Here is a 21,909-nt window from a genome sequence, read left to right as displayed (position 1 = left end):
GATTATCACCTTAGTCTAGTTAATCTGCATGTGATTTGATTAACTCTAAAACAAACTCCATGGTCTGATGACAATCAGGTTGATTCATTAGCTTCAACTTATCTTTGTTGTAAAGTGGCAGCACCTCAAGCCAACGTTGGCTGACCCAAGAAGCATCCTCTAAATGCACATTAGAGTAGAGCTCAAATAGATCTGGATTGACCTCATAAAACTGCTCTAATGCCGCGCTTATCAACTCAAACTCTCCCTGAATCGGCTCCTCACTCCAGTTGCAAGATGGTAGTGTTCTTGCCATCCACACACCACTTCTCTGTCGAGCCGCAGACAAGATTTTTACCCTCTGCTTACCCTCAAGTACAATACTCAAACTGTTATCGTCTAGCTGATTAAAGTCGATGATCTCACATTGAGTGACACTGGAGTAACAGGGAGGGTTGCCATTAGCTTTTAACATGCCAAATGCTAAGGGGTATTTACCTTTATATACATCGGCAATCATCTTTAAGTGATTGGGGCTTACTAATCTCAGCTCAAGTCTACCATCGGGCAACAGTAAAGCGTCCCGCGTGATTAACGCCATCTCCTGTGTTCTCATAGTAACCTCCTCCACTTAGGGTCGGTAACTGCTAGAAAGAACTAGCTTTAGCTGATTAGTCAAAATAAAGAGCTGATAATCTTAAAGTGTAGCAGTTAACTGCTTCTAGCATGCTTGGCCCAGATAGAAAACAGTACAAAAGACTGAAAGTTTATTTTTTGTACTGTTTTCTATTAGACAAGTTAAAGTGGGATTTTGTTGCAACAGCCTCAATTCAGCTTAAAAATGCTCTAGGTACTCCATAATGTTACCCTTTGAAATTACAAGACTTAACTCATCAGCTAATCGATGACTCATAGCAAGAGCTTGCTGCCAATACGCTATTCTTTCATCACTAGAGAGATGTTTAAAATCGCTGCGATCCGGTAACTTTCCATAGGGAAGTGATGCGAGAAACTCTGACGTCGGTGCTAGTACAAGTGCATTATGGTAATTTTTATTTGCCTTGCGCCAAGGCAGAGATTTATCAAACCACCCCGGTGTCATATTCGGGTAAAAATGAGGATAAAGGGTGAGTCCATCTGCATGGGAAAGAGGCAGATCGAAGTGGTAATCTGTTATCCCACCATCATAATAGTGCCCCTTAGGCGCCCCATGGATATCGGTAACAGGTGCCAATACCCAAGGAATAGAGCCTGTCGCTAACAGGACGTTATGAAGATTATCTAAGGTCAACTTAACCTGCTGGCTGGGAAGATCCTTAAGCTGGTTAAATGGAGAGTCATCATGCTGACCACTAAAAACAAAGCGTTCAAAGTGCAAACCTAGACTACGACGACTTGCAAGGTTAGTCGCTGCTGTTGCTGCCAAACCTAAGCTTAATGGTAATCGACCAGCTATACGATTCAAATGACGACCACGACACGCTAATAAGTGAGTCTTAATAACCGGATGGGATATCAACTCCTGAGCTCCACTTTGACCCAAAAGCCCCTCAATGATCCCCTTAACCTGAGTCGATACCTGAACCGGAGTTGGTTTAGTGTCGTATCTTTGCTCTATGTAGAGCTCCTCCAGACGGGAATAGGCACTTAAAGGATCTGCCTGACCCAAACAAGCCAGACGCCAAGCACCTGATGATGCCCCCAAGGTATGCAACGGGGCAGTTCTTCCCTTAAAGAACTCTCCAAAGAGATACCTATCTAAACCTGCGATACCGATCCATTTCGGCCCTCCAGATGCCGCTAGCACTTGAGTAAACAGGTCGGCTTTCAAACCATTTTCGGCAATTGTTTTGTATGCGGTAGAACCAGCAAGGAAGCGTAATGCAGGCAAAGCGAACATCCCTATCTTAATTAATTATCAATTTGCTTCATAAGCCTCGGCAATATAGCAAACCAACTGGTTTACGCCAAACAGCGACAAGGTTACACTCCCTCTACTATCTACCCCTATTGAGCCGATTATGATCCTCGATACGTTAAGCAACGCAAACCTGTACTCCCACCTAACGCCAAGATTGACGAAAGCGTTAGCCCATCTTACCGAAACCGACTTCACCCAGCTTGAAGTGGGAAGTTATGAGCTCGAGGGTAAAGATATTTTCGTCATCGTTAACGATTATGAGACTAAGCCCAAAGAAGTGGAGCCTTTTGAAGTACACCAAGAGTATATTGATGTGCAGTTCGTCGTTAGTGGTGAGGAGGAGTTTGGCTACCTTCCACTCGCGGATCAAACTCCCTCTCGCCCCTACTTTGCTAAACATGATTATGCGGAGTTTGACTACGAGAGCAATAAAGATGACGCTGCTTTTATCCCCTTTAAAGCTGGGATGTTTGCTATCTTCTTTCCCCAAGATATGCATATGCCAGGCACAAGTGCGACCCCAACTCAGGTGCGCAAAGTCGTGATAAAAGTGAAAGTCTAAACGTCATGGTCACAGAGTATCCTCAGTGGCATAAATGGCTCCAAAAGATCAAACAAGATCTATCCCCCTAAAATTAGCAAAACTAAACACTAGGCCAATCTCCTCTCAAAGGTTTGGCCTAAGTGAATTTCATCTGTGAGTTAACTCCATTGTTTGATATCTTTCCTCATATCGTCTCTAATAGACGCTTATTCCAATGGAAGGAAAAATCATGACCCGGACCAACACAGATCTATCCAATACACAGCACTCCTTTAATTTCCACGGTAACGCCACAGAATTCTTCGGGATATGGATAGTTAACATCCTACTGACTATCGTCACCTTTGGCATCTACTCCGCCTGGGCGAAAGTCAGAACCAATAACTACTTTTACGGTAATACTGAGCTAGATGGCGATCGCTTTGAGTATCTTGCTAAACCTATGCAGATACTAATCGGGCGTATCATCGCTGTTGTCGCGCTAATAGCATGGACCATCTTGTCTGGCGTTCACCCAGTTGCCGCTATAGCTTGTGGTGCACTGCTCACCTTAGCTATCCCCTATCTATCGGTAAGAAATATCCGCTTCGATGCTAGGATCACACGCTTTAGAAATGTGCGTTTTAATTTTGAAGGCAGCTACTCAGGCGCTTACCTTAACATCTTAGCCAAACCATTAGCCGCCTACGCCATCATCATTGGAAGCTCAATGGGATTTAGTGCTCTACTAATGGAGAGCAATCCAGCCATTGCTGTGATTGGCGGCATACTGCTCTTTACCTTAACTGGAGTCTTTGGTTATGCCTGGGTAATGACGGGAATGGCAAGCTATGTCGTCAACGGTTACCGATATGGTGGTAAGCAATTTAGTGCTGAATTAGACATGGGTGAGTACGCAAAAATTGCCGCACTCGCAGGGGCTCTATTTCTGGGATCCATGATTCTCGGCTTTCTTATCATTTTAGGTTTTGGAATGTTTGATACTATCGCTTCCCTTTTTTCAGGTGAACCGCTCGATCCAACTAACCAAGCGTCATCATTTTTCGCCCTTTTCATTGGCTATATCTACATGTTCTTTATCGGCTTTGTTATCGCGGCATTTATCAAAACTCGCATCCGTAACTATCTCTTTAGCAAAACTCAAATAGATGACAAGTTACAACTGGTGTCCAATATGACATTAGGCGGTTATCTGTCGCTGATCATCACCAATCTACTGATAGTGGTCTTCACTTTCGGTTTAGGTCGTGCATGGACTGATATCAGACGCGCTCAATACATGGCAAGTATTACTCAAGTCGAAGGCGATCTGGCTCTAATGTCTGTACGAGATCATAATCAGGAAACCAATAACGCCATTGCCGATGAGATGGTCGATGCCTTCGATATCAACCTAAACATCATATAATACAGTCAGATGAACGAAACCATAAAGGGGCACCTAATGGCGCCCCAAAACTCCACAAAGCATGCGGCCGAGCTTACCCTAGGGAGTAACGGCTACCTTATCTTAAAAAGCGAGGCCCACCAGCACCAATGTCAGCTGGAGGAGGTCACGCTCTCAGATGCCATAGGTTCAATGCCCAGAAGTATCACCTTCTCAACTGGCTGGGTATTTATCAGCAGTGACGGAAACAAGCTCAATAGCTGGTTAAACAGCCACTGTAAAACGCCACTTTTAGTTAAGCTTGAGCGTAACTTGCTACTTATCTTTCTGGCCTCGATTATCACCCTATTAACCGCTTATGGGCTCTATGTTTATGGGGTGCCGAAAGCAGCTAAGTTTATTGCCAACCAGCTGCCTGTCGAACTCTCAACTGAATTAGGTGATCAAGGACTAACCATGCTTAATAAGATGGGCTTTGAAGAGTCTAAACTTGAGTTGCAAGAACGGCAGAAGCTGCGCCAAAGGTTTGATCTCCTAATAGAGAAACTCAGTAACCAAGGCGTCGAATTCAAGCATCGTCCTAAAATAGAGTTCAGATATGCAGACGGTGGAGCAAATGCTTTTGCACTCGCCGACGGCACCATTATTTTAACCGATGCTATGGTCAAATTAGCAAACGAAAAGATGGAGCTCGAAGGGGTCATACTCCACGAACTGGGCCATGTGCACCACAATCATGTGATGACGAATATGGTACAAACAGCCATCCTCTCCATTACTGCTGCTATGGTTATCGGTGACAGTAGCGGTATATCCGATACTCTAGCCAGTATCGCAGTATTAGGAGGGGGCCTAACCTATTCGAGAATACATGAGAACGAAGCGGATAATTTTGCCGCGCACCAGCTCTATTCACGGCTTCAAAGTGCAGCGCCTCTTGCGGATCTGTTTGAAAAGCTACAAGAGCAACAAGCGGTTGATCTACCCAGTTGGAGCAGTACTCACCCAGCGTTAAGCGAACGAGTAGACACCTTAAGAAGCTATAAACCTTCCCATTAATAATACCAATCAATATAAGAAGTTGATCTACTCAGAATGTTTTTGGCAAACTAATTCAAAGCGAGTGGATGATGGAATGGTTATTCCCTTGTGAGTTCATTCAACGCAGAAATAGGCAGCCAAAAACACTCCTTACAGGCGAGTTTTAGCGACTCTGATGCTGTGTTAACGAGCTTGACCGTAGAATAAATATGCTCTTCACTCGTTGCCTTACCTCAGAACCGCTAAACTCTCGCTGAGCGATCAAATCTTTATACTGATTGGTATAGATCCCCATTTAAAAGGGCATAGAACTTTCTATGCCCTTTTTCCCGTTCCATTGACTAAACGTGAGCAGACTAAATGTGATCTTGATCATTCCTTTAGAACTGCTAATATAACTAAAAGAAATTAGTTATACCCTTATGTTATATGTGGGTAACAGAGATAAAAATAAGAGCCCCCTATGAGCCAGACAACAAACTTAAGTCAGATCTACCTCGATGCGAATGCGACCACTCCGGTTCTCCCTCAAGCCGCACAAGCTGCAATGGATGCCATGCAAGATCTCTTCGGCAATCCCAGCAGTAGTCACATAACTGGGCTCAAAGCGAAGAACTTAATGGAGCAGACCCGTCAGCGTGCCAAAACACTGTTAGGCACAGGAGAGGGCAAGCTTATCTTTACCAGTGGCGCTACTGAGGGGATCCAAACCGGAATATTGTCTGGTCTGATAAAAGCCAAGACTCAGATTAAAAAAGGGAAAAAATATAGCATTCTATATGGCTCAACTGAGCATAAAGCCGTTCCTAACTCCTTGGCTCACTGGAATGAGATCTTAGGGATCAACGCCGAAATTAAAGCGATCCCAGTGGATCAGTTTGGCAAACTAGATCTTGAATTTATTCAAAAAGAGGTCGGCAATGCATTAATGATCTGCACCATGGCGGTCAATAATGAGACCGGTGTCTATCAAGATCTACAGCAACTTGAGCAGTGCATAAGGGAGGGAAACTCTAAGGTATTTTGGTTAGTCGATTGTGTTCAGGCTCTGGGAAAACGCCCACTTAACTTAGCCAAAACCAGCATAGATTACGCGCCATTTAGTGGACATAAACTCTATGCACCTAAGGGAATTGGTTTTATCTATATACGTGAAGGTGCGCCCTTTACTCCCTTCATTGCAGGCGGTGGTCAGGAGAGCGGACTGCGCTCAGGCACTGAAAACCTGCCAGGTATGGCAGCCCTTAATGTGATATTCCAGATGCTGCTCGACACAGATAACACGACTTTTTACGATCTCAATACACTGAACGATTATCGTCGACAGCTAAGTCACAGCCTATCGCAAGCGTTTCCCGATATTGTCTTTAACCACCAATTTAATAATAGTGTCCCCACCACACTGAACTTCGCCGTTCCAGGATTTAGCAGCAAAGAGATTATGGACCTGTTTGACGCTGCAAATATCCGTGTCAGTTCAGGCTCTGCCTGCAGCTCTAAAGTCACGCGAAGCTTTGTTCTCGACGCCATGGGTTTACCTGTTTGGCAGAGTGAATCCGCTATTCGTCTCTCCTTTGGTCCCGCTATGACCCAAGAGGAGGTTGATAGTGCTTGTGCAAGGATCCGCTCAGCGGCCAAAGCACTCACCAATAGCTGTTTAATGCTCGATGACACAGAGCAAACACAAGATAAAACCCCACTCAATGGTTTAGTGCAACTGCGCTCCGGCTCTAGCTGTACCTGGGTCTATGCCGATATGAAGAGTAAACAGGCGCTGGTTATCGACCCACTTCCTGAACTTGAGAAACGTATCGATACTCTGCTGCAATGTCAGCAGTTAACCCCTGTCGCCATCTTAGATACACACGGTCATGCCGATCATATCTCTGGACGAGTTGCATTAGCCAATAAGTACCTTAGCACTCAACAAAGCGACGTTCTTGGCTGGCCAACCAACACAAAAAAAGTAGCCGTTGGTGATGAATCATTTAGTGTGCTTACTATAGGGGAGCTCTTTTTAGTCAAGGTGCCGACACCTGGCCACACCGATGACAGCATCAGCCTGTTATTAAGCTCAGATCCAATGAATTTAATCACCAGTACCCGCTATGCTTTTTGTGGGGACACCATCTTAATGGGTAGCCTAGGCCGAACTAACTTCGCCTCCAGCAGCTCAATCGACATGTACCATAGCCTAAAACAGATAAACCGCTTAATTGGCCAGCAAACCTTGCTATGCGCCAGTCATGACTACAATAACGAATTTACTACCACGCTCTCAGCTGAAGTGGTGCGCAATTGCCTGCTTCAATCAGTACTTACGGGTTCAATTAACCAATCCCAGTTTGCAGCAAGAAAAGCTGATCTAGACTCAAATCTAAATGATGAGACAGGCACTGAGATCCTATGTGGAGCCTACTATGGTGACTGCGATAAAGCTCAAATTAAGGAGTACAGTAGCGATAGTCTCAAACAGAGACTGACAGTTTCCAGTGATGTGAAGATTCTTGATATTCGTGAACCCCATGAGTATGCACTGCAACATAAACTAGATACAGTGAGCGAGCAGAGTAGTACTGAAAACAGCTTAAATACAGGCCTTAATATTCCGATGACACGTCTGGTGCAATTCATTCAGGAGCATCAGATGGAGAAAGAGTCAGAGTGGGTGCTTGTGTGCCGCAGTGGCAGTCGCTCTATGGTTGCGGCTCAAGCCATGTATCGACTTGGCTTTACGAATGTCGCTCACCTAAAGGGCGGTTATGCGTTAAGCAGCTAATCCCCATAGCTTATACCCAAGCTACCTCAAGATGCTCGTTTCAGAGCTCCCGTAGGATAGCTGAACAAGGCAGTGATTGAGGATAATGGTTATTCCCTTGTTGATATCACTAACGCAGTGCAGGGATTCTACGGGAACTCCCAAAGGGCAAGGCGAGAAGCAACATTTTTCTGTGTTATGAAATATTGAATTAGAATAACTAGTCCTACTATTTCATGCCTTGAACTCTGTCACTTCTCGACATGCTGAATCCTGCACCTTGAAGTTGTTTGGGTATAAATACAAACAGAAACTAAATAAAAAGAGGCCTAGTGCTTCTTTTTTATTTTTCTTATTGCGCATGCTTAAGCCTGAGGCTTTTTCTAAATCGACTCGGTGTACTGCCCTTTATCGAAAGAAACTGACGATTGAAATTGGAGATGTTATTAAAACCACATTGATCGCTAATTACAGAGATTGGATGGTTTGAGTTAATGAGTAACTTACATGCCTTACCTATCCTCAACTGATTGATAAATTCAGTTAAAGTACGTTCGGTACGCTTTTTAAAGAATCGATGAAAATGGTTGGTACTCATATGCGCAATAGCAGCTAATTCATCAGCATAAAGCCCCCTATCAAAGTTACCGTAGATATACTCAATAACCCTATCTAGTTTATCGATCCCTGAATCTGTCTTATCACCGTAGGTAAAGAATCGGCTGGATAACAGCTTAGATTGAGCGTCTTTGAGCATCACATTGAGTAAATTCATTAGCAGAATATAACGGCTAAAGGGATCGGCGCTTTCCATCTGCTGAAACAAACTTAGGGCTTTTTCCGTACTCTCTGGGCTATAAAAAATCCCCCTTGAGGAGCGCTCTAACATCTCCTCTAAACCCTGCATTTCAGGGTGTTCAGCCACTTGCCCATCTAGCCAAAGTTTAGGGATCTGAGCGACATAGACTATTTGTGTAGACTCATCCTCATTGATACTTGAGTGCCAAGTGTGGGGCATATGGGGACCAACAAAGACCAGATCTGGCTCTGAATACTCCTCAATATGATCGCCAATATACCTCAAACCTTGGCTGTTTAAGGTCAAACAGATCTCATACTCAGGATGGTAGTGCCAATTAAAGTCAATATTGGGGAGTTGGTACTTAACAAAACGCCATGAGCTGTTACTCGAAGGGATCACTTTCTCGCACATAGGTTTCATTAAAATAAGTCCGTTTATTAATGCTCAATTTAGAAAAGTCTAACCCGCTTAGTAGTTAAGTGTATTAGACCTTTTTACAATATATTCATTTTAAATATAACTAGACTTTATCCTTATAAAGGCAGAATACAAATAATAGCAGTTGTTTATAACTGGATATTTATATATATAAAGTAGATATCACTACTGACTAGACAATCAAGTTATAAAATCAAATGGATAGAATAATATATTAAGGGAGTTGAATCGTATAACCAGAGTTAAAAAACAAAGATTAAATTAACCACACTAATAAAAACACAATTATAAAAATAATTGAAAATATCATTTTTTACCTCTGATAACACAAGGAAATAACAGTGAAATTAACAACTCTAACCTGCGCACTATCACTAGCTCTTGCCTCTATTTCATATGCACAAGCCAGTGATAAAACCATCTACTTAACATTCGATGATGGCCCGATGAATGCAACTCCAGCACTCATTGACACCTTAGATAATGCAGGTATTAAAGCGACTTTCTATATCAATGCTTGGCACTTAGATGGCATCGCTGATGAAAACGAAGATCAGGCTCTTTCTGCACTAATTCAAACATTAAAAAGCGGACATGTGGTAGCTAACCACAGTTATGACCATATGGTACATAACTGTGTCGAGGAGTTTGGCCCAACAAGTGGCGCTGAGTGTAATGCCACTGGTGATCATCAAATTAACTCCTATCAAGATCCTGTATATGATGCCTCTATGTTCAGTGAAAACCTCACTGTTTTAGAGTCTTACATACCAAACATTCAAAGCTACCCTAACTATAAAGCAGCTAGCCTAGCTCGCCTACCATACACTAATGGCTGGCGCTCAAGCGGTGAGCTAAAAGGGGATGGCCTGTGTGCGACCTCTGATGACTTTAAGCCTTGGGAGCCTGGTTATGTTTGTGATGCTGAAAATCCATCAAACAGTTCAAAAGCAGGTGTTGAGGTATCAAATATCCTTGCTGATAAAGGTTATCTTATCCATGGTTGGGATCTCGACTGGGCACCTGAAAACTGGGGGATCCCATACCCAGCGAACAGCCTAACAGAAGCCGAAGCCTTTCTCGGTTATGTTGATGCAGCACTTAATGCCTGTGCACCGGTAACCATCAACCCCGTTAACTCAAAGACACAAACCTTCCCATGTGGTGATGCTCTGCACGCAGATAAGGTTATTATCTTAACCCATGACTTCCTGTTCGAAGATGCTAAGCGTGGCCAAGGTGCAACCTTGAACCTACCAAAACTGGCTAAGTTTATTGAGCTTGCACTGGCTGCAGGTTATCAATTCGATACTATGGATAACTATGCACCACAATGGTTAAGCGAAACTAGCTACCAAGAGGGTGACTATGTTACCTACAATAATGCTGTATTTAAGGCGGTTTCTGCCCATACATCCCAAAATAACTGGGCACCAACAGCCAGCTCAAACCTATGGTTAAAGAGCACACCAAGCTCAGTTTGGACTGAAAATGTTAGTTATCAAGCTGGCGAGAGCGTCACTTATATGGGGCAGACATATACTGTAATTGCTGACCATGTATCTCAAACTCTTTGGGCACCAGATGTTAGCGATACACTGTTCTTAGCAAACTAATTGAACCAGTAAACTTACCTATCTAGTGTAAGAATTGCTTATCACCGAAAGGCCAGAGATTAAATCTCTGGCCTTTTTACATCCTTTACCTCTTTAACCTAGAATTAAAAACTCTTTCCTATCATGAAGATAACAATAAAAACAAGGGCGGTTGAAAAGTATCACTATTTGATAGTTTAGTATCTCTATAGTGATAAAAGACAGGCAATATAAATCAGATATTTGATACAGCAAAGGATGCTGAAAGATGAATAAGAACAAGCTGATTCTGGCCTTAGTTTTACTGACATTCTTCGTGGTGTCTTTTATTACCAATATACTCGGCCCCCTATTTCCCTCTTTGATAGCCGACTTTAATTTAAGTCTAGCACTCGCAGGATTCCTGCCCTTCTCCTTCTTTGCAGCATACGGGGTGATGTCTATCCCATCTGGGATGTTAGTCGACAAGTTCAGTGAAAAGCCAGTGCTCTTTCTGGCTTTTCTCATGGCAGCCTTAGGCTCACTACTGTTTGGAATATCACCGAACTTCTATATGGCGATGCTCTCTCTGTTTCTCATAGGTACAGGCATGGCGATGTTACAGGTAGCCATCAACCCACTATTACGAGTTGTTGGTGGTGAGGAGCATTTCGCTTTCTACTCAGTATCAGCCCAACTTCTCTTTGGGGCAGCCGGTGCTCTTAGCCCACTGGTCTACAGCAAGGTGGTGCTTGCCATCGACGAACCTAACACAAGCAGTGCCATGGTCAGCACCCTGCAAGCACTCGTCCCCGCAAATATGACTTGGGTCTCCATGTATTGGATATTTGCACTTATCTCATTAATGATGTTAATGCTTATCACCTTGCTTAAATTCCCTAAGGTTGAGCGTAATGAAGCGGAGTCCATCGGTGCAGTAAAAGTATATGTATCACTATTTAAAGATAAGAAAATTGTCCTATTCTTTCTTGCCATCGCCGCCTATGTGGGAACAGAACAAGGAGTTGCTAACTTCATCTCCATCTTCCTGCAACAGCAGCACGGATTAGATCCAGTAACCCAAGGAACAGCTGTATTAAGCCAGTTCTGGTTGATGCTGACACTAGGGTGTGTGCTCGGGCTAATACTGGTTAAGTTTTTAGACAGCAGACTCGTGCTCAAACTCTTCTCTGTCAGCGCCATCATCTCCCTAACGGCCGGATTATTTGGCAGTAAAGAGGTCGCATTAATGGCCTTTCCTATGGTTGGATTTTTCCTTTCAGTCATGTGGTCAGTCATCTTCTCATTGGCACTAAACTCAGTCCCCAAACATCATGGCTCTGTAGCAGGTATTCTCTGTACTGGCATTATTGGCGGTGGCCTTGCTTCACCTATGGTAGGGGCAATCGCCGACATATCTGGTGACCTTCGTCTGGGCATGGTCGTTGTTTACATCACTCTATTTTATATTTTGAGTGTTGGATTCTGGGCGAAACCACTCATCAATAATAAAACGATTAACCTATTTAAAAACAGAAAGGAGGAAACGATTCAAACAAGTAATTAATAAGTCACAATAGTTTTAATAAAAATAGATAACCATCTTAATTAATCTGTAATTAAAAAATCAGAATAACGTCTAGGTTTAATATGAGTTTTCCTTCACTTGTCACCCTTGATATTGGTGGCACCAAAATCAATGCAGGCCGTTATGTTAACGGTGTAATAGAGGATTCACGATCATTCAAGTTTTGCGCTAATGCAAGTTTGAGTGAAATTGAGTGTTTTATTATTAACTGCATTGATGGTTTTTTAATTCAAAGTACAACCGCTATCTGCATTGGTGTACCTTGTATTGTCGATACTCAGCTAGGGGTGGTTTATGACGCCGTTAATATACCCGCATGGAAAGAGTTTGATCTCAAAAGTGCGCTTCAGCGGCGTTATCATTTAGATGTCTATATCAATAATGACGTTAACTGTTTCACCGCAGGCGAACATAGATTCGGTGCAGGGCAAGGTTATGATGACATCATAGGTTTATGCCTTGGCACAGGTGTAGGCGCAGGATATATTATTAATAATGAGCTTTATCAAGGTCATAACTGTAGCGCAGGCGAAATTGGAGAGGTCTGTTATCTCACTTCGACTATTGATGAATACTGCTCAGGGCGCTTCTTCGATCTACATATAGGAGCTTCAGGCACTGATCTGGCAGTAAAGGCAAGGTCAGGTGAAGCTTACGCTATTGAAGCCTACTCTCAATTTGGTCGTCACTTAGCTCACGCTATCAGCCATCTACTGCTTATTCTTGACCCTCAGGTGATCGTGATTGGCGGTTCTGTCGCTCACTCATTCGATCTCTTTAAAGAGGAGCTATGGCTAGGGCTTGCAGATTTTCCCTATAACAAGGTAATCGAAAACCTTAAAATAATCCCATCGTCCAATAGAGATACAGCCCTGTTAGGTGCAGCCCAACTTTACCTTAATCAATGTAAACAGAATAAAAAAACAGAGGTCACAGCCCAAATAGTTAACTCTAGAGAGGTCTCAGCTGAGTCATACCTAACATCACCTCAACCCTCTTAAAAACAATAAAAAAGGAAGACAGATATGAGAAGGACCTTAATGGTAAGCCTACTGGCGATGTCATCTGCTCATGCCGCAGCACAGAGCCAGCAAGCTCAAGTCACTGACTTTGCCAAGCATCTTCAAGTTAGCTATGAGCTTTTGAATGCTTCACCTGAACTTTGCCCTCAAGAGCTGAAAAAATGTTACTACTCTCGTATCCGCTTAACCACTAAAGAGCAGTTAAACTTAACTGATTGGAATATCTACTTTAGCCAGCTCACTCCTGTGATAGTCAATGAGTCTTCCCAATTCGATATTGAGCATATTAATGGCGATCTTCACCGCATCACACCCACGGGAGAGTTCAATACCTTTGCTCCCAACGCTGAATACTCACTCACCTTCTATAGTCAAGGAAGCCAGATAACCCGCGCAGAGTTTATGCCTAACTTCTTCGTTCACACTCAAGGAGGTGAAGCTCAGGTTATCGACAGCACTAAAACTAAACTCGACCCTGAAACCGGCTTAGAGCTCCAGCCATACCTTGAGCCGTTTACCGATAAACAGAAACAGTTCAGGGTCAATAAAAGTGATAATACCCAGTGGGCCGACTCCGCCCTCCTCTATCAACAAACTCAATCGGTATCTGAAACGATCGATATTAGTGCCCAACTTATCCCTCAACCACAATCACTTATCATCACAGATAAGCTGTCTCAAGTGGATCTAACTAAGGGGATCGTGCTTAAAACAAAAGGAATAAGTAAGCAGTCACTCACCCCAGCAATCAATAGATTAAAGCTGTTAGGGGTAGCACAGACCCCTAACGGACTAGCTGTATCTGTTAATCTATCTCCTGAAAAAGGCGCGCATCTTGAACACTACAGGCTAACCATAGACGCGCAGGGAATACAGATAGCCGCCCATAGTCAGGTAGGTGCCTTCTATGGACTCATCTCGCTGGCAGGACTAATAGACACACAGAATTTAACCCTGCCCTATTTAGCAATAGAGGACCAACCCAGATATTCATTTAGGGGCCTACATATCGATGTCGCCCGTAACTTCCTCTCTAAAGATTTTATCTTAAGCACACTGGATCAGATGGCAGCATATAAATTAAATAAACTGCATCTACACCTTGCCGATGATGAAGGTTGGCGTCTTGAGATCCCAGGTTTGGCCGAACTAACAAAGGTTGGATCGAGACGCTGCTTTAATGCACCTGATGACTGCTTGCTCCCTCAACTTGGTAGCGATATCAGTGGCAGTAGTCAGAGTGACGGCTATTACAGCGTCGATGATTACCTTGAAATTTTGGCTTATGCCAACGCCCGCCATATTCAAGTGATCCCATCCTTAGATATGCCAGGGCACAGCCGCGCAGCCATTCACTCTATGGAAGCAAGATACCGTCACTATTTAGCCAAAGGTGACCTAAAAGCCGCTGAACGCTATCGACTCGTTGAACCTGAAGATAAAACCCAATACAGCTCAATACAGCACTACAAAGACAACACACTGAACGTCTGCTTAGACAGTACCTACCTCTTTATCGACAAGGTTATCGATGAGGTTCAGCAGTTGCATCTACAGGCAGGCACGCCATTAACCACCTACCATATCGGAGCTGATGAGACTGCAGGAGCTTGGGTAGACTCACCAGCTTGCGATCAGTTACGCAGTAACTTCAGCGAACAGATAGCAGGATTACATAGTTTAAATGGCTACTTTATTGAGCGGGTTTCAGCCATGCTAGCTAAAAAGCAGATAAAAGTGGCGGGTTGGAACGATGGCATGGGTGAAACTCGCCCTGATAAGATGCCCAAGTCGGTGCAAACCAACTCCTGGTCACAACTCTATAGCCAAGGCCATATCGCCACCCATAAACAAGCTAATTATGATTGGGATACCATCATCTCAACACCCGAGGTCACCTACTTCGACTTTCCCTATGAAGCGCATCCACAAGAGCCTGGAAACCACTGGGCAGCCAGAAATATCAGCAGTAGAAAGGTATTCGAGTTTATGCCCGATAACCTACCAGCCCACGCTGAAATTTGGACCGACATAAACAATCAGGCATACCGCTCAGACGATACCACCAATCCATTAAGGTCAGGGGTAAAATACCAAGGCCTTCAAGGCCACCTTTGGAGTGAGATGCTGCGCAGTGATAGACAAGCTCAATATATGCTTTTCCCCCGGCTATTAGCGCTAGCTGAACGTGCGTGGCATAAAGCTCAGTGGGAGCTCGACTATGATCACTCAGGTAAAGTTTACTCCAGCGACTCTAAACATTTTACCGAAGATGCGATATACGCAAGAGAGCAGGACTGGCAGAGGTTTGCATCCGTTTTAGGGCGTAAAGAGCTGCTCAAATTGGAAAAAGCGGGGGTGTTTTACCGTATTCCCACTGTCGGAGCTAAGTTCAAAAACGGCAAGCTAACCATTAAAACAATATTTCCAGGGATCCCTGTAGAGTATCAAGAAAAGTCAGGTGAATGGTTGCCATACCAAGTCAATGATGAGGTGACAAAGCCTCTAAAAATAAGAGCCATGAGTCAAGACTTGAGCCGAAAAGGCAGAGCACTGACCCTGTAATAATCAGTATATTCACAGACCTGAACCTAACAGAGGGGTACACTGCATGGGTTTCCTCTTTTTAGGTTTGGGTTTAGGTTTCTTTTCACTATTGTTCACTTTTTTCGGCGCACTCATCTGCTCCTGCCACCAGCTAAGCTCATCACAGCCATCCCCCTCAGGTGGCAGGTCTTGCCCCTCACACAGTTGACTATTATCAGGACACTTGAGTCTAATATGCATATGAGATGAGTGCCCCCACCAAGGGCGCACTTTCTGTAACCAAGAACTCCCCTGCTCCGCTTGGCTACACAGTTGCTGTTTAATCACTGGGTGGACAAAAATACGGGCAACTCGCTTATCTAATGCCGCTAGGCGTATCATCACCCCATGTGCACCGGACCAGTTTGCATTCACCTTAAAGGCTTTTCGATTAACAACATCCAACTTCTTAGGATTTTCAATCTCTTGCGCGGTCAATTTCCTATTGGCCTGACGTAACCAGATATCCACATCTAGACCTATCTGATGACTTCTATGTCCAGAAGTAAAATGACCGCCTCTAGGCATAGACATATCACCGATAAGCAGATCATCTAAACCAGCTTGCTTAAGTGTTGCAGCATACTCATTAATAAAGTTCACCAGATCTGCATGACCATAGTATCTTTTGCGTGAAGTGCGGATCACCTGAAACCCCTCTCCCTCACTCGCCAGCCCTACTCCGCCAGATAAGCAACCATTGGAGTAACTACCGATCGCATCAGAACTTCCAGTAAAGGGCTGCTCCACTCGCGCCCAAGGGTTAGCCGATGCAGCAAAACCCAAAATCAGATACAAGACGCACAGGAGAAGTAGATATTTAGCCATGGCAGATCCAGGGATAATAGGGTCAAAAAGATTAATCAGTTAGCTTATTCAAACTACGATGTTTTATAAGCTAAGTCTAGCAAGCCAGTTCAGCAACATAATAAAGAGCCCAGAGATTCATGTTGGCAACAGCACACAATGTAAGCACTTACTTACACAAGTGGTTTCATACAATAAATCCATTTAAAATAATTAGATAAATCAGTTCAAACAGACTTAAACCTCAGTGCAAATTTTGTTTCACTTACATTTGTAAATAGCAATTATTGTCATTGCGATCTAGCCAATAACACCTAAACTCAATTTGATGCTGTTTAGAAAAACGGCTAAATGGATGATTTAATACAAGGAAGTTACTATGCAAATCCGCGCAAAGCTCTCCCTATTGTTTGGTACTATCACAGCCTCTTTTCTTATTATTGCTTGCATCTCTGTCGGACTCATCGCCTATAAGATGGGGCAGGAGATTATTCATGAGCAAGCAGAAAATCACCTAACCTCAATCCGTGATATCAAGAAAGATCAGATAGAGCGTTACTATTCAACTCTTAAACGGCAGGTACAAACCCTCTCCAACGATCGCATGATCATCACCGCCATGGAGGAGTTTAAGCAGGCCTACAAAGATTTTCCGCAACTAACGGAAGATGGACGCCAGCCTCAGGAGCTCCAGCGCTATTACCAGCAAGAGTTTGGCAGACAGTTTGATAGACTTAACCCAAAAGAGAGAATCAATACTGAGCGTTTACTAACAAGCTTATCTCCACAGGCGCTCGCCCTGCAGCAGAGTTATATCGCTTTTAACCCCAACCCTCTCGGCGAGAAAGATAAACTGCTTAATGCGGGAGATGGCAGCCAATATAGCCAGCTCCACCAAGAGTACCACCCCCATATCAGTGACTTTTTACAAAAGTTCTCCTACTACGATATTTTTCTTATCGATGATACGACTGGCAATATTGTCTACTCCGTTTTTAAAGAGTTAGATTTCGCCACTTCACTAATTGATGGCCCCTATGCCGATAGCGGTATTGCAGAGGCTTTTAGAGCTGCCAACAGAGCAGGCAACAGAGATCTTACCGTCATTTCAAATTTTAAACCTTACCTGCCCTCTTACATGGGACCCGCAGCATTTATCGCCTCACCTATCTATCAAGATACTCAAAAAATAGGAGTATTGATCTTTCAAGCCCCCATTGACGAGATCAATGCCATTATGACCTTTAATCACAACTGGGCATCGTCGGGACTGGGTGACTCAGGTGAAGCCTACCTCATCGATGAAAGCCAAAAGATGCAATCAGTTAGCCGTTTCCTGCTTGAAGACAAGCCAGCCTATTTAGCCGCACTATCCTCATCTGGTGTAAGCCCAAAAGAGGTAAATGCCATAGACACTAAAAATACCAGCATTGGCCTACAGAAAGTCGATAGCCCAGGAGTAAGAGCTGCACTTGCTGGAGAGCATGGCTTTGCAATATTTCCTGACTATCGAAATGTTGAGGTACTCTCTGCCTATGCGCCACTGGATATAGAGGGGGTAGAGCTCGCCATCCTCAGTGAAATTGATGTCGCCGAAGCATTTGCCTCACAATCTGTGCTCGCGACCAATATCACTACCTGGTCCTTGGTGATTATTCTTCTTTTAGTCAGCGCCTCCAGCCTTATCGGTTGGGTAGTCGCAGGGCAGATAACCAAACCCATTAACACTGTGGTGAACTCACTTAATCAGATAGCCGAAGCGGGCGGTGATCTGACTCAGCGTATCGACTCAACGAGGCGAGATGAAACAGGTCGTCTGGCTGTAGGATTTAATGGATTCGTCAGTAAAATCCAAACGGTTATCAGTGATGTAGCAGACAACACTAAGGCACTATCGGATACCGCCAACTCGCTATCTGTTATTACACAGCAAGCCAGTAGTGGCGCCATCGACCAGCAGAGCAATTCAGATGTTATGGCCGCCGCAATGGCCGAAATGTCAGTCACCATTAAAGAGGTTTCACACAACACTCAACAGGCGCTGGATGCTGTCCATGGTGCAGAGTCTAAAGCCGAAATAGGTAAGGTCGAAGTTAAGCACACCATCTCCATGATGACAGAGCTGTCAACCCAAGTGGGTGTTGCATCGATCGCTCTTACCCAAGTAGTCAACCAGTCCCAACAGATCACTAGTCTACTAAATATCATCAACGATATGGCAGAGCAGACCAACCTTCTTGCCCTCAATGCTGCCATCGAAGCCGCACGAGCGGGCGACCATGGCCGTGGATTCTCTGTTGTCGCCGATGAAGTTCGTAGCCTAGCCAGCCGAGTACAAAGCTCAACCGAAGATATTCGCGATGTCGTTGCCAAGCTCAATACCAGTGTCACAGATGCAAACGAAGCGATGTTAATAGGGAAAGATCAAAGCGCTCAGAGCCTTAAGCAAGCAGAGAAAGCTGGAGCAGCTCTGGAGGAGATCACTCGCTCAACTATGAATATTGAAGATATCAGCACTATGATAGCCACCGCGATGGAGCAGCAGAGCGTAGCAACGGAGGAGATCTTACGCTCCATCACTAACATTAGTGTTGTCGCATCTCAAACCGCCACTGGCAGTGAGCAACAGGCAAACATGAGCGACAATCTGCGTAAGATGGCTGAACAGCTGGATTTCTCTATCGCAAAATTTACGGTTTAATACTCTCTAACACTTAGGCTATATGCAAAAACTACCATTTGACTCGATGAGTGATAGAATTGAGATAAGTTTAACTATAACCCCATACAAGGCAGTGCAATGAACCCAATTCTGGCGATCTTAAAAGAGCATAATGTAAGTGATGCGCAAATTAACCAGCTATTTCAGGCGATGACAGACAACCCTATGATGGCTATGGGCATGATTGGACAGCTAGGGATCCAACCAGAAAAACTACAGCAACTGATGGCGCTTGTGATGCAAAACCCTGCGTTAATTAAAGAAGCCGTTGATGAGCTAGGTTTAGACTTCTCCAAAGTAGAAGCGGCTAAGGCACAACTGCAAAACTAGCCTTGAGCGCTAACAAAAAGGCCATCGAGAGTTCGATGGCCTTTTCAGTTGCTTAGTATCAGTTCATGTCGAACTAAAAGTTCACCACTTCAACATCTGAGCAGCTTCCATTAGCACCACATACCTGATAGCTGAAGCTTGTACCATCAGCGTCTCTAAAGCGATCTATGTAACTACTGTTATTGGTAGTGCCTACCTCAACACCATCACGGAAAACAGTGAAAGAGCCTACACTGTCCCAGATAAGTCTGACACGGATACTGCCACGACGAGATTTATTCGCTGCTTTAACCGTTAGGTCAAACTCAGTCACCTCATCAACTTCAACAGCAAAGGTCTGCGTCGAAACTGCGGTTGCGCCATCATCATCGGTTACCGTTAAGCTCACATCATAACTGCCAGAAGCCGCATACTCGTAAGAGGCTGTTTCACCACTGCCAGTTCCGCCATCACCGAAGTTCCAACTCCAGTCTACAATAGTGCCATCACTGTCACTACTTGTGCTGGTAAAGCTTGCCTGACCTAAATTAAAGCTCGCATCAAAACCAGCGACAGGTGCTTCATTCGGTACATCCGTACCTTCATAGCTCCCCACAAGTGACATACCATCATAAGCAGAGTAGCCATGTAACATCACCCAGTAAGTCCCCTCTTGCGCTGTATCAACAGGACAAGACTCCTCATTACCATTGGCATAAGGACGGCAATCATAATCTGCTAGTGTTGGCGCTTCACCAAATCTCACATACAGATCTGCATCGCCCGTTCCACCAGAGGTAACGAAGCCCAGCTCTGTCGCATCGCCAGGAACTGCTAATGTGTAATAGGCTTTGCTACCCGCATTACCAGAGGTCTCAATCGATACCCCATTTTCTAGCACTGTAGGCTCAGGAATCGGCTCTGGCTCAGGTTCTACACAAGCCTCAACACCCACCGCCATGAAGGCAGCTTCAACATCTGCAGTGCTATAGCCTAGGTCTTCAGCTGCACTTTTAACGCCACAAGCGCCATCCCAGAAATGACTATTGGCCGTCCAGTAAACTTGGTTAGCTACCACCATCACCTGAAATGCGGTGCGAGTGTTCCAACCGTCGGTATTAGCTAGAGTGTAAAATGCCTTGTTAAAGACACCTGAACTAAAATGAACATCCATTCCATCATAATAATCAGCGGCATCACCAATAGAGCGACCATCTAGCGTTGGATCTTCCATATAACGCAGAGCACCATCAGCCTTGAAAATATCCGCACCCACTAACCAATCGTTAGTGCCATGCATAAAGAACTCAGCTGCTTCACCGGCCATATCAGAGAAAGCTTCATTCATGCCACCTGAGCGATTGGCGTACACTAGATTAGAGTTCTGCTCTGTGAATCCATGACTCACCTCGTGAGCTGATACATCCAGACTCACTAATGGGTGGAAGGTAGTAGCACCGTCACCAAATGTCATGGCAGAGCCATCCCAGAAGGCATTCTCATAGTTATTACCGTAATGTACACGCATGGTAAGCTTAAAGGTCAATGGCGCAGTGTCATACCAATCACTGTACATGTTATAGATAACATTACCGAAGAAGTGGGCATCATTGAGCGGTGCATAAGCGCCGTTAATCTCTTTCACCGTATTGCGTGGGCAATCATACTCAAACGCAGTGCTGCCGCTTGTACCATGGTTTAGGTTAACAGTTTTGACATTTGCCGAGTCCATGGTACAGCTCGCGCCATCTTCAATCACATCCATGTAACCAAAGTCAGTCCCGTACTCATATTGACCAACTTTAACATTACCACCAGGTCCTGTGCCCACCTCAGCATGAGCTAAACCATCCCAACGCTTAAGCACTGCACCTGTCTTAGCATCAACAATAGTAAAGGGGCGAGTAGGTTTGTCACCATATTCAACATAGGAGGTGATATAGACTAAACGCGGCTGCTGGGCATCATCTTGATATACCCAAAGATCTGCTTGTTCATTATGGCGCTTAGCACTCTTTGCCAGCCCATTTTTGCCTTTTATTGAAGCTGCGATAGCTTGTTGAGGTGAGAGCTTGGCATTAACAAAGCTCTCAGGTTGGGCAATATTACCCAACATATTGCCTTTCAAGTCAGAATAGATCCCCATGGATGACACATCTGAACTGATGGAGTAGCCAAATACAGGAATACCATAGAAGTATTGCTGCAGACGCTGTTTAACGCCCATCTTACCCAGCTTTACCTCTTTGGCGACTTTAAAGTCGCTGCCTTTCTCAAGGGGGAGAACACGGTTGATATCGTTACTAGAGTGAATAGTTTTTAGTTTTGAAACATCGACACTATTCGCTGCCATGGCTTGAGAGCTTAACGCCGCTGAAATAGCGAGGAAAACTAATGAGATCTTATTATTTAGCATCATGCTTTTTGCCCA

At 44.3% G+C, this 21,909-nt stretch carries 15 protein-coding genes; 10 read left to right on the top strand and 5 right to left on the bottom strand.

Annotation, left to right across the window (positions count from 1 at the left end; all coding sequences use genetic code 11):
- Positions 1-19 precede the first annotated feature (19 nt).
- Complete coding sequence (locus SWOO_RS02950) at positions 20-595, bottom strand: LON peptidase substrate-binding domain-containing protein (protein ID WP_012323215.1); 576 nt, start codon at positions 593-595, stop codon at positions 20-22.
- A 219-nt stretch (positions 596-814) separates the two neighbouring features.
- On the bottom strand, positions 815-1,870 hold the full coding sequence (locus tag SWOO_RS02945) for an alpha/beta hydrolase (RefSeq protein WP_041417914.1): 1,056 nt from the start codon (positions 1,868-1,870) through the stop codon (positions 815-817).
- A gap of 130 nt (positions 1,871-2,000) precedes the next feature.
- Between SWOO_RS02945 and SWOO_RS02940 the strand changes: the two genes are divergently transcribed.
- From SWOO_RS02940 to SWOO_RS02925, 4 genes are all read left to right on the top strand, one after another.
- Positions 2,001-2,462, top strand: coding sequence for a YhcH/YjgK/YiaL family protein (locus SWOO_RS02940; protein WP_012323213.1), 462 nt, complete (start codon positions 2,001-2,003; stop codon positions 2,460-2,462).
- Positions 2,463-2,673: 211 nt separating this feature from the next.
- Complete coding sequence (locus tag SWOO_RS02935; RefSeq protein WP_012323212.1) at positions 2,674-3,852, top strand: YjgN family protein; 1,179 nt, start codon at positions 2,674-2,676, stop codon at positions 3,850-3,852.
- Between the two features lie 9 nt (positions 3,853-3,861).
- Complete coding sequence (locus SWOO_RS02930) at positions 3,862-4,890, top strand: M48 family metallopeptidase (RefSeq protein ID WP_456154245.1); 1,029 nt, start codon at positions 3,862-3,864, stop codon at positions 4,888-4,890.
- Positions 4,891-5,335: 445 nt separating this feature from the next.
- Positions 5,336-7,651 carry an aminotransferase class V-fold PLP-dependent enzyme gene (locus SWOO_RS02925; protein ID WP_012323210.1) on the top strand — a complete coding sequence of 772 codons (2,316 nt, stop codon included), beginning with the start codon at positions 5,336-5,338 and terminating at the stop codon, positions 7,649-7,651.
- A 331-nt stretch (positions 7,652-7,982) separates the two neighbouring features.
- Here SWOO_RS02925 and SWOO_RS02920 read toward each other — a convergent pair whose 3' ends face one another.
- Entirely contained in the window at positions 7,983-8,852 is an 870-nt protein-coding gene (locus SWOO_RS02920; protein WP_012323209.1) for an AraC family transcriptional regulator, read from the bottom strand.
- Positions 8,853-9,211: 359 nt separating this feature from the next.
- Between SWOO_RS02920 and SWOO_RS02915 the strand changes: the two genes are divergently transcribed.
- From SWOO_RS02915 to SWOO_RS02900, 4 genes are all read left to right on the top strand, one after another.
- Entirely contained in the window at positions 9,212-10,486 is a 1,275-nt protein-coding gene (locus SWOO_RS02915) for a carbohydrate-binding protein (protein ID WP_012323208.1), read from the top strand.
- A 247-nt stretch (positions 10,487-10,733) separates the two neighbouring features.
- Positions 10,734-12,011 carry an MFS transporter gene (locus tag SWOO_RS02910; RefSeq protein WP_012323207.1) on the top strand — a complete coding sequence of 426 codons (1,278 nt, stop codon included), beginning with the start codon at positions 10,734-10,736 and terminating at the stop codon, positions 12,009-12,011.
- Between the two features lie 83 nt (positions 12,012-12,094).
- A complete protein-coding gene (locus tag SWOO_RS02905; RefSeq protein ID WP_012323206.1) occupies positions 12,095-13,033 on the top strand; it encodes an ROK family protein in 939 nt (312 codons plus the stop codon).
- A 24-nt stretch (positions 13,034-13,057) separates the two neighbouring features.
- Positions 13,058-15,619 carry a family 20 glycosylhydrolase gene (locus SWOO_RS02900; protein ID WP_012323205.1) on the top strand — a complete coding sequence of 854 codons (2,562 nt, stop codon included), beginning with the start codon at positions 13,058-13,060 and terminating at the stop codon, positions 15,617-15,619.
- Between the two features lie 12 nt (positions 15,620-15,631).
- Here the strand turns inward: SWOO_RS02900 and mepA are convergent, their stop codons facing one another.
- Positions 15,632-16,468, bottom strand: a complete 837-nt coding sequence (mepA, locus tag SWOO_RS02895; protein ID WP_012323204.1) for a penicillin-insensitive murein endopeptidase — start codon at positions 16,466-16,468, stop codon at positions 15,632-15,634.
- A gap of 358 nt (positions 16,469-16,826) precedes the next feature.
- On the opposite strand from mepA, the gene SWOO_RS02890 reads away from it, so the two are divergent.
- Positions 16,827-19,148: a methyl-accepting chemotaxis protein gene (locus tag SWOO_RS02890; protein WP_012323203.1), complete on the top strand. Its 2,322-nt coding sequence runs from the start codon at positions 16,827-16,829 to the stop codon at positions 19,146-19,148.
- Positions 19,149-19,247: 99 nt separating this feature from the next.
- Positions 19,248-19,499 (top strand): DUF2999 family protein, encoded by a 252-nt coding sequence (locus tag SWOO_RS02885; protein WP_012323202.1) that lies wholly within the window; start codon positions 19,248-19,250, stop codon positions 19,497-19,499.
- Positions 19,500-19,572: 73 nt separating this feature from the next.
- Here SWOO_RS02885 and SWOO_RS02880 read toward each other — a convergent pair whose 3' ends face one another.
- Positions 19,573-21,897, bottom strand: a complete 2,325-nt coding sequence (locus SWOO_RS02880) for a M4 family metallopeptidase (RefSeq protein ID WP_012323201.1) — start codon at positions 21,895-21,897, stop codon at positions 19,573-19,575.
- Positions 21,898-21,909 lie beyond the last annotated feature (12 nt).

This window comes from Shewanella woodyi ATCC 51908, assembly GCF_000019525.1.
GTDB classification, from domain to species: Bacteria; Pseudomonadota; Gammaproteobacteria; order Enterobacterales; family Shewanellaceae; genus Shewanella; species Shewanella woodyi.
The sequence above is the reverse complement of the archived record's forward strand: the minus strand, read 5'-3'. Positions and strand labels throughout refer to the sequence as shown.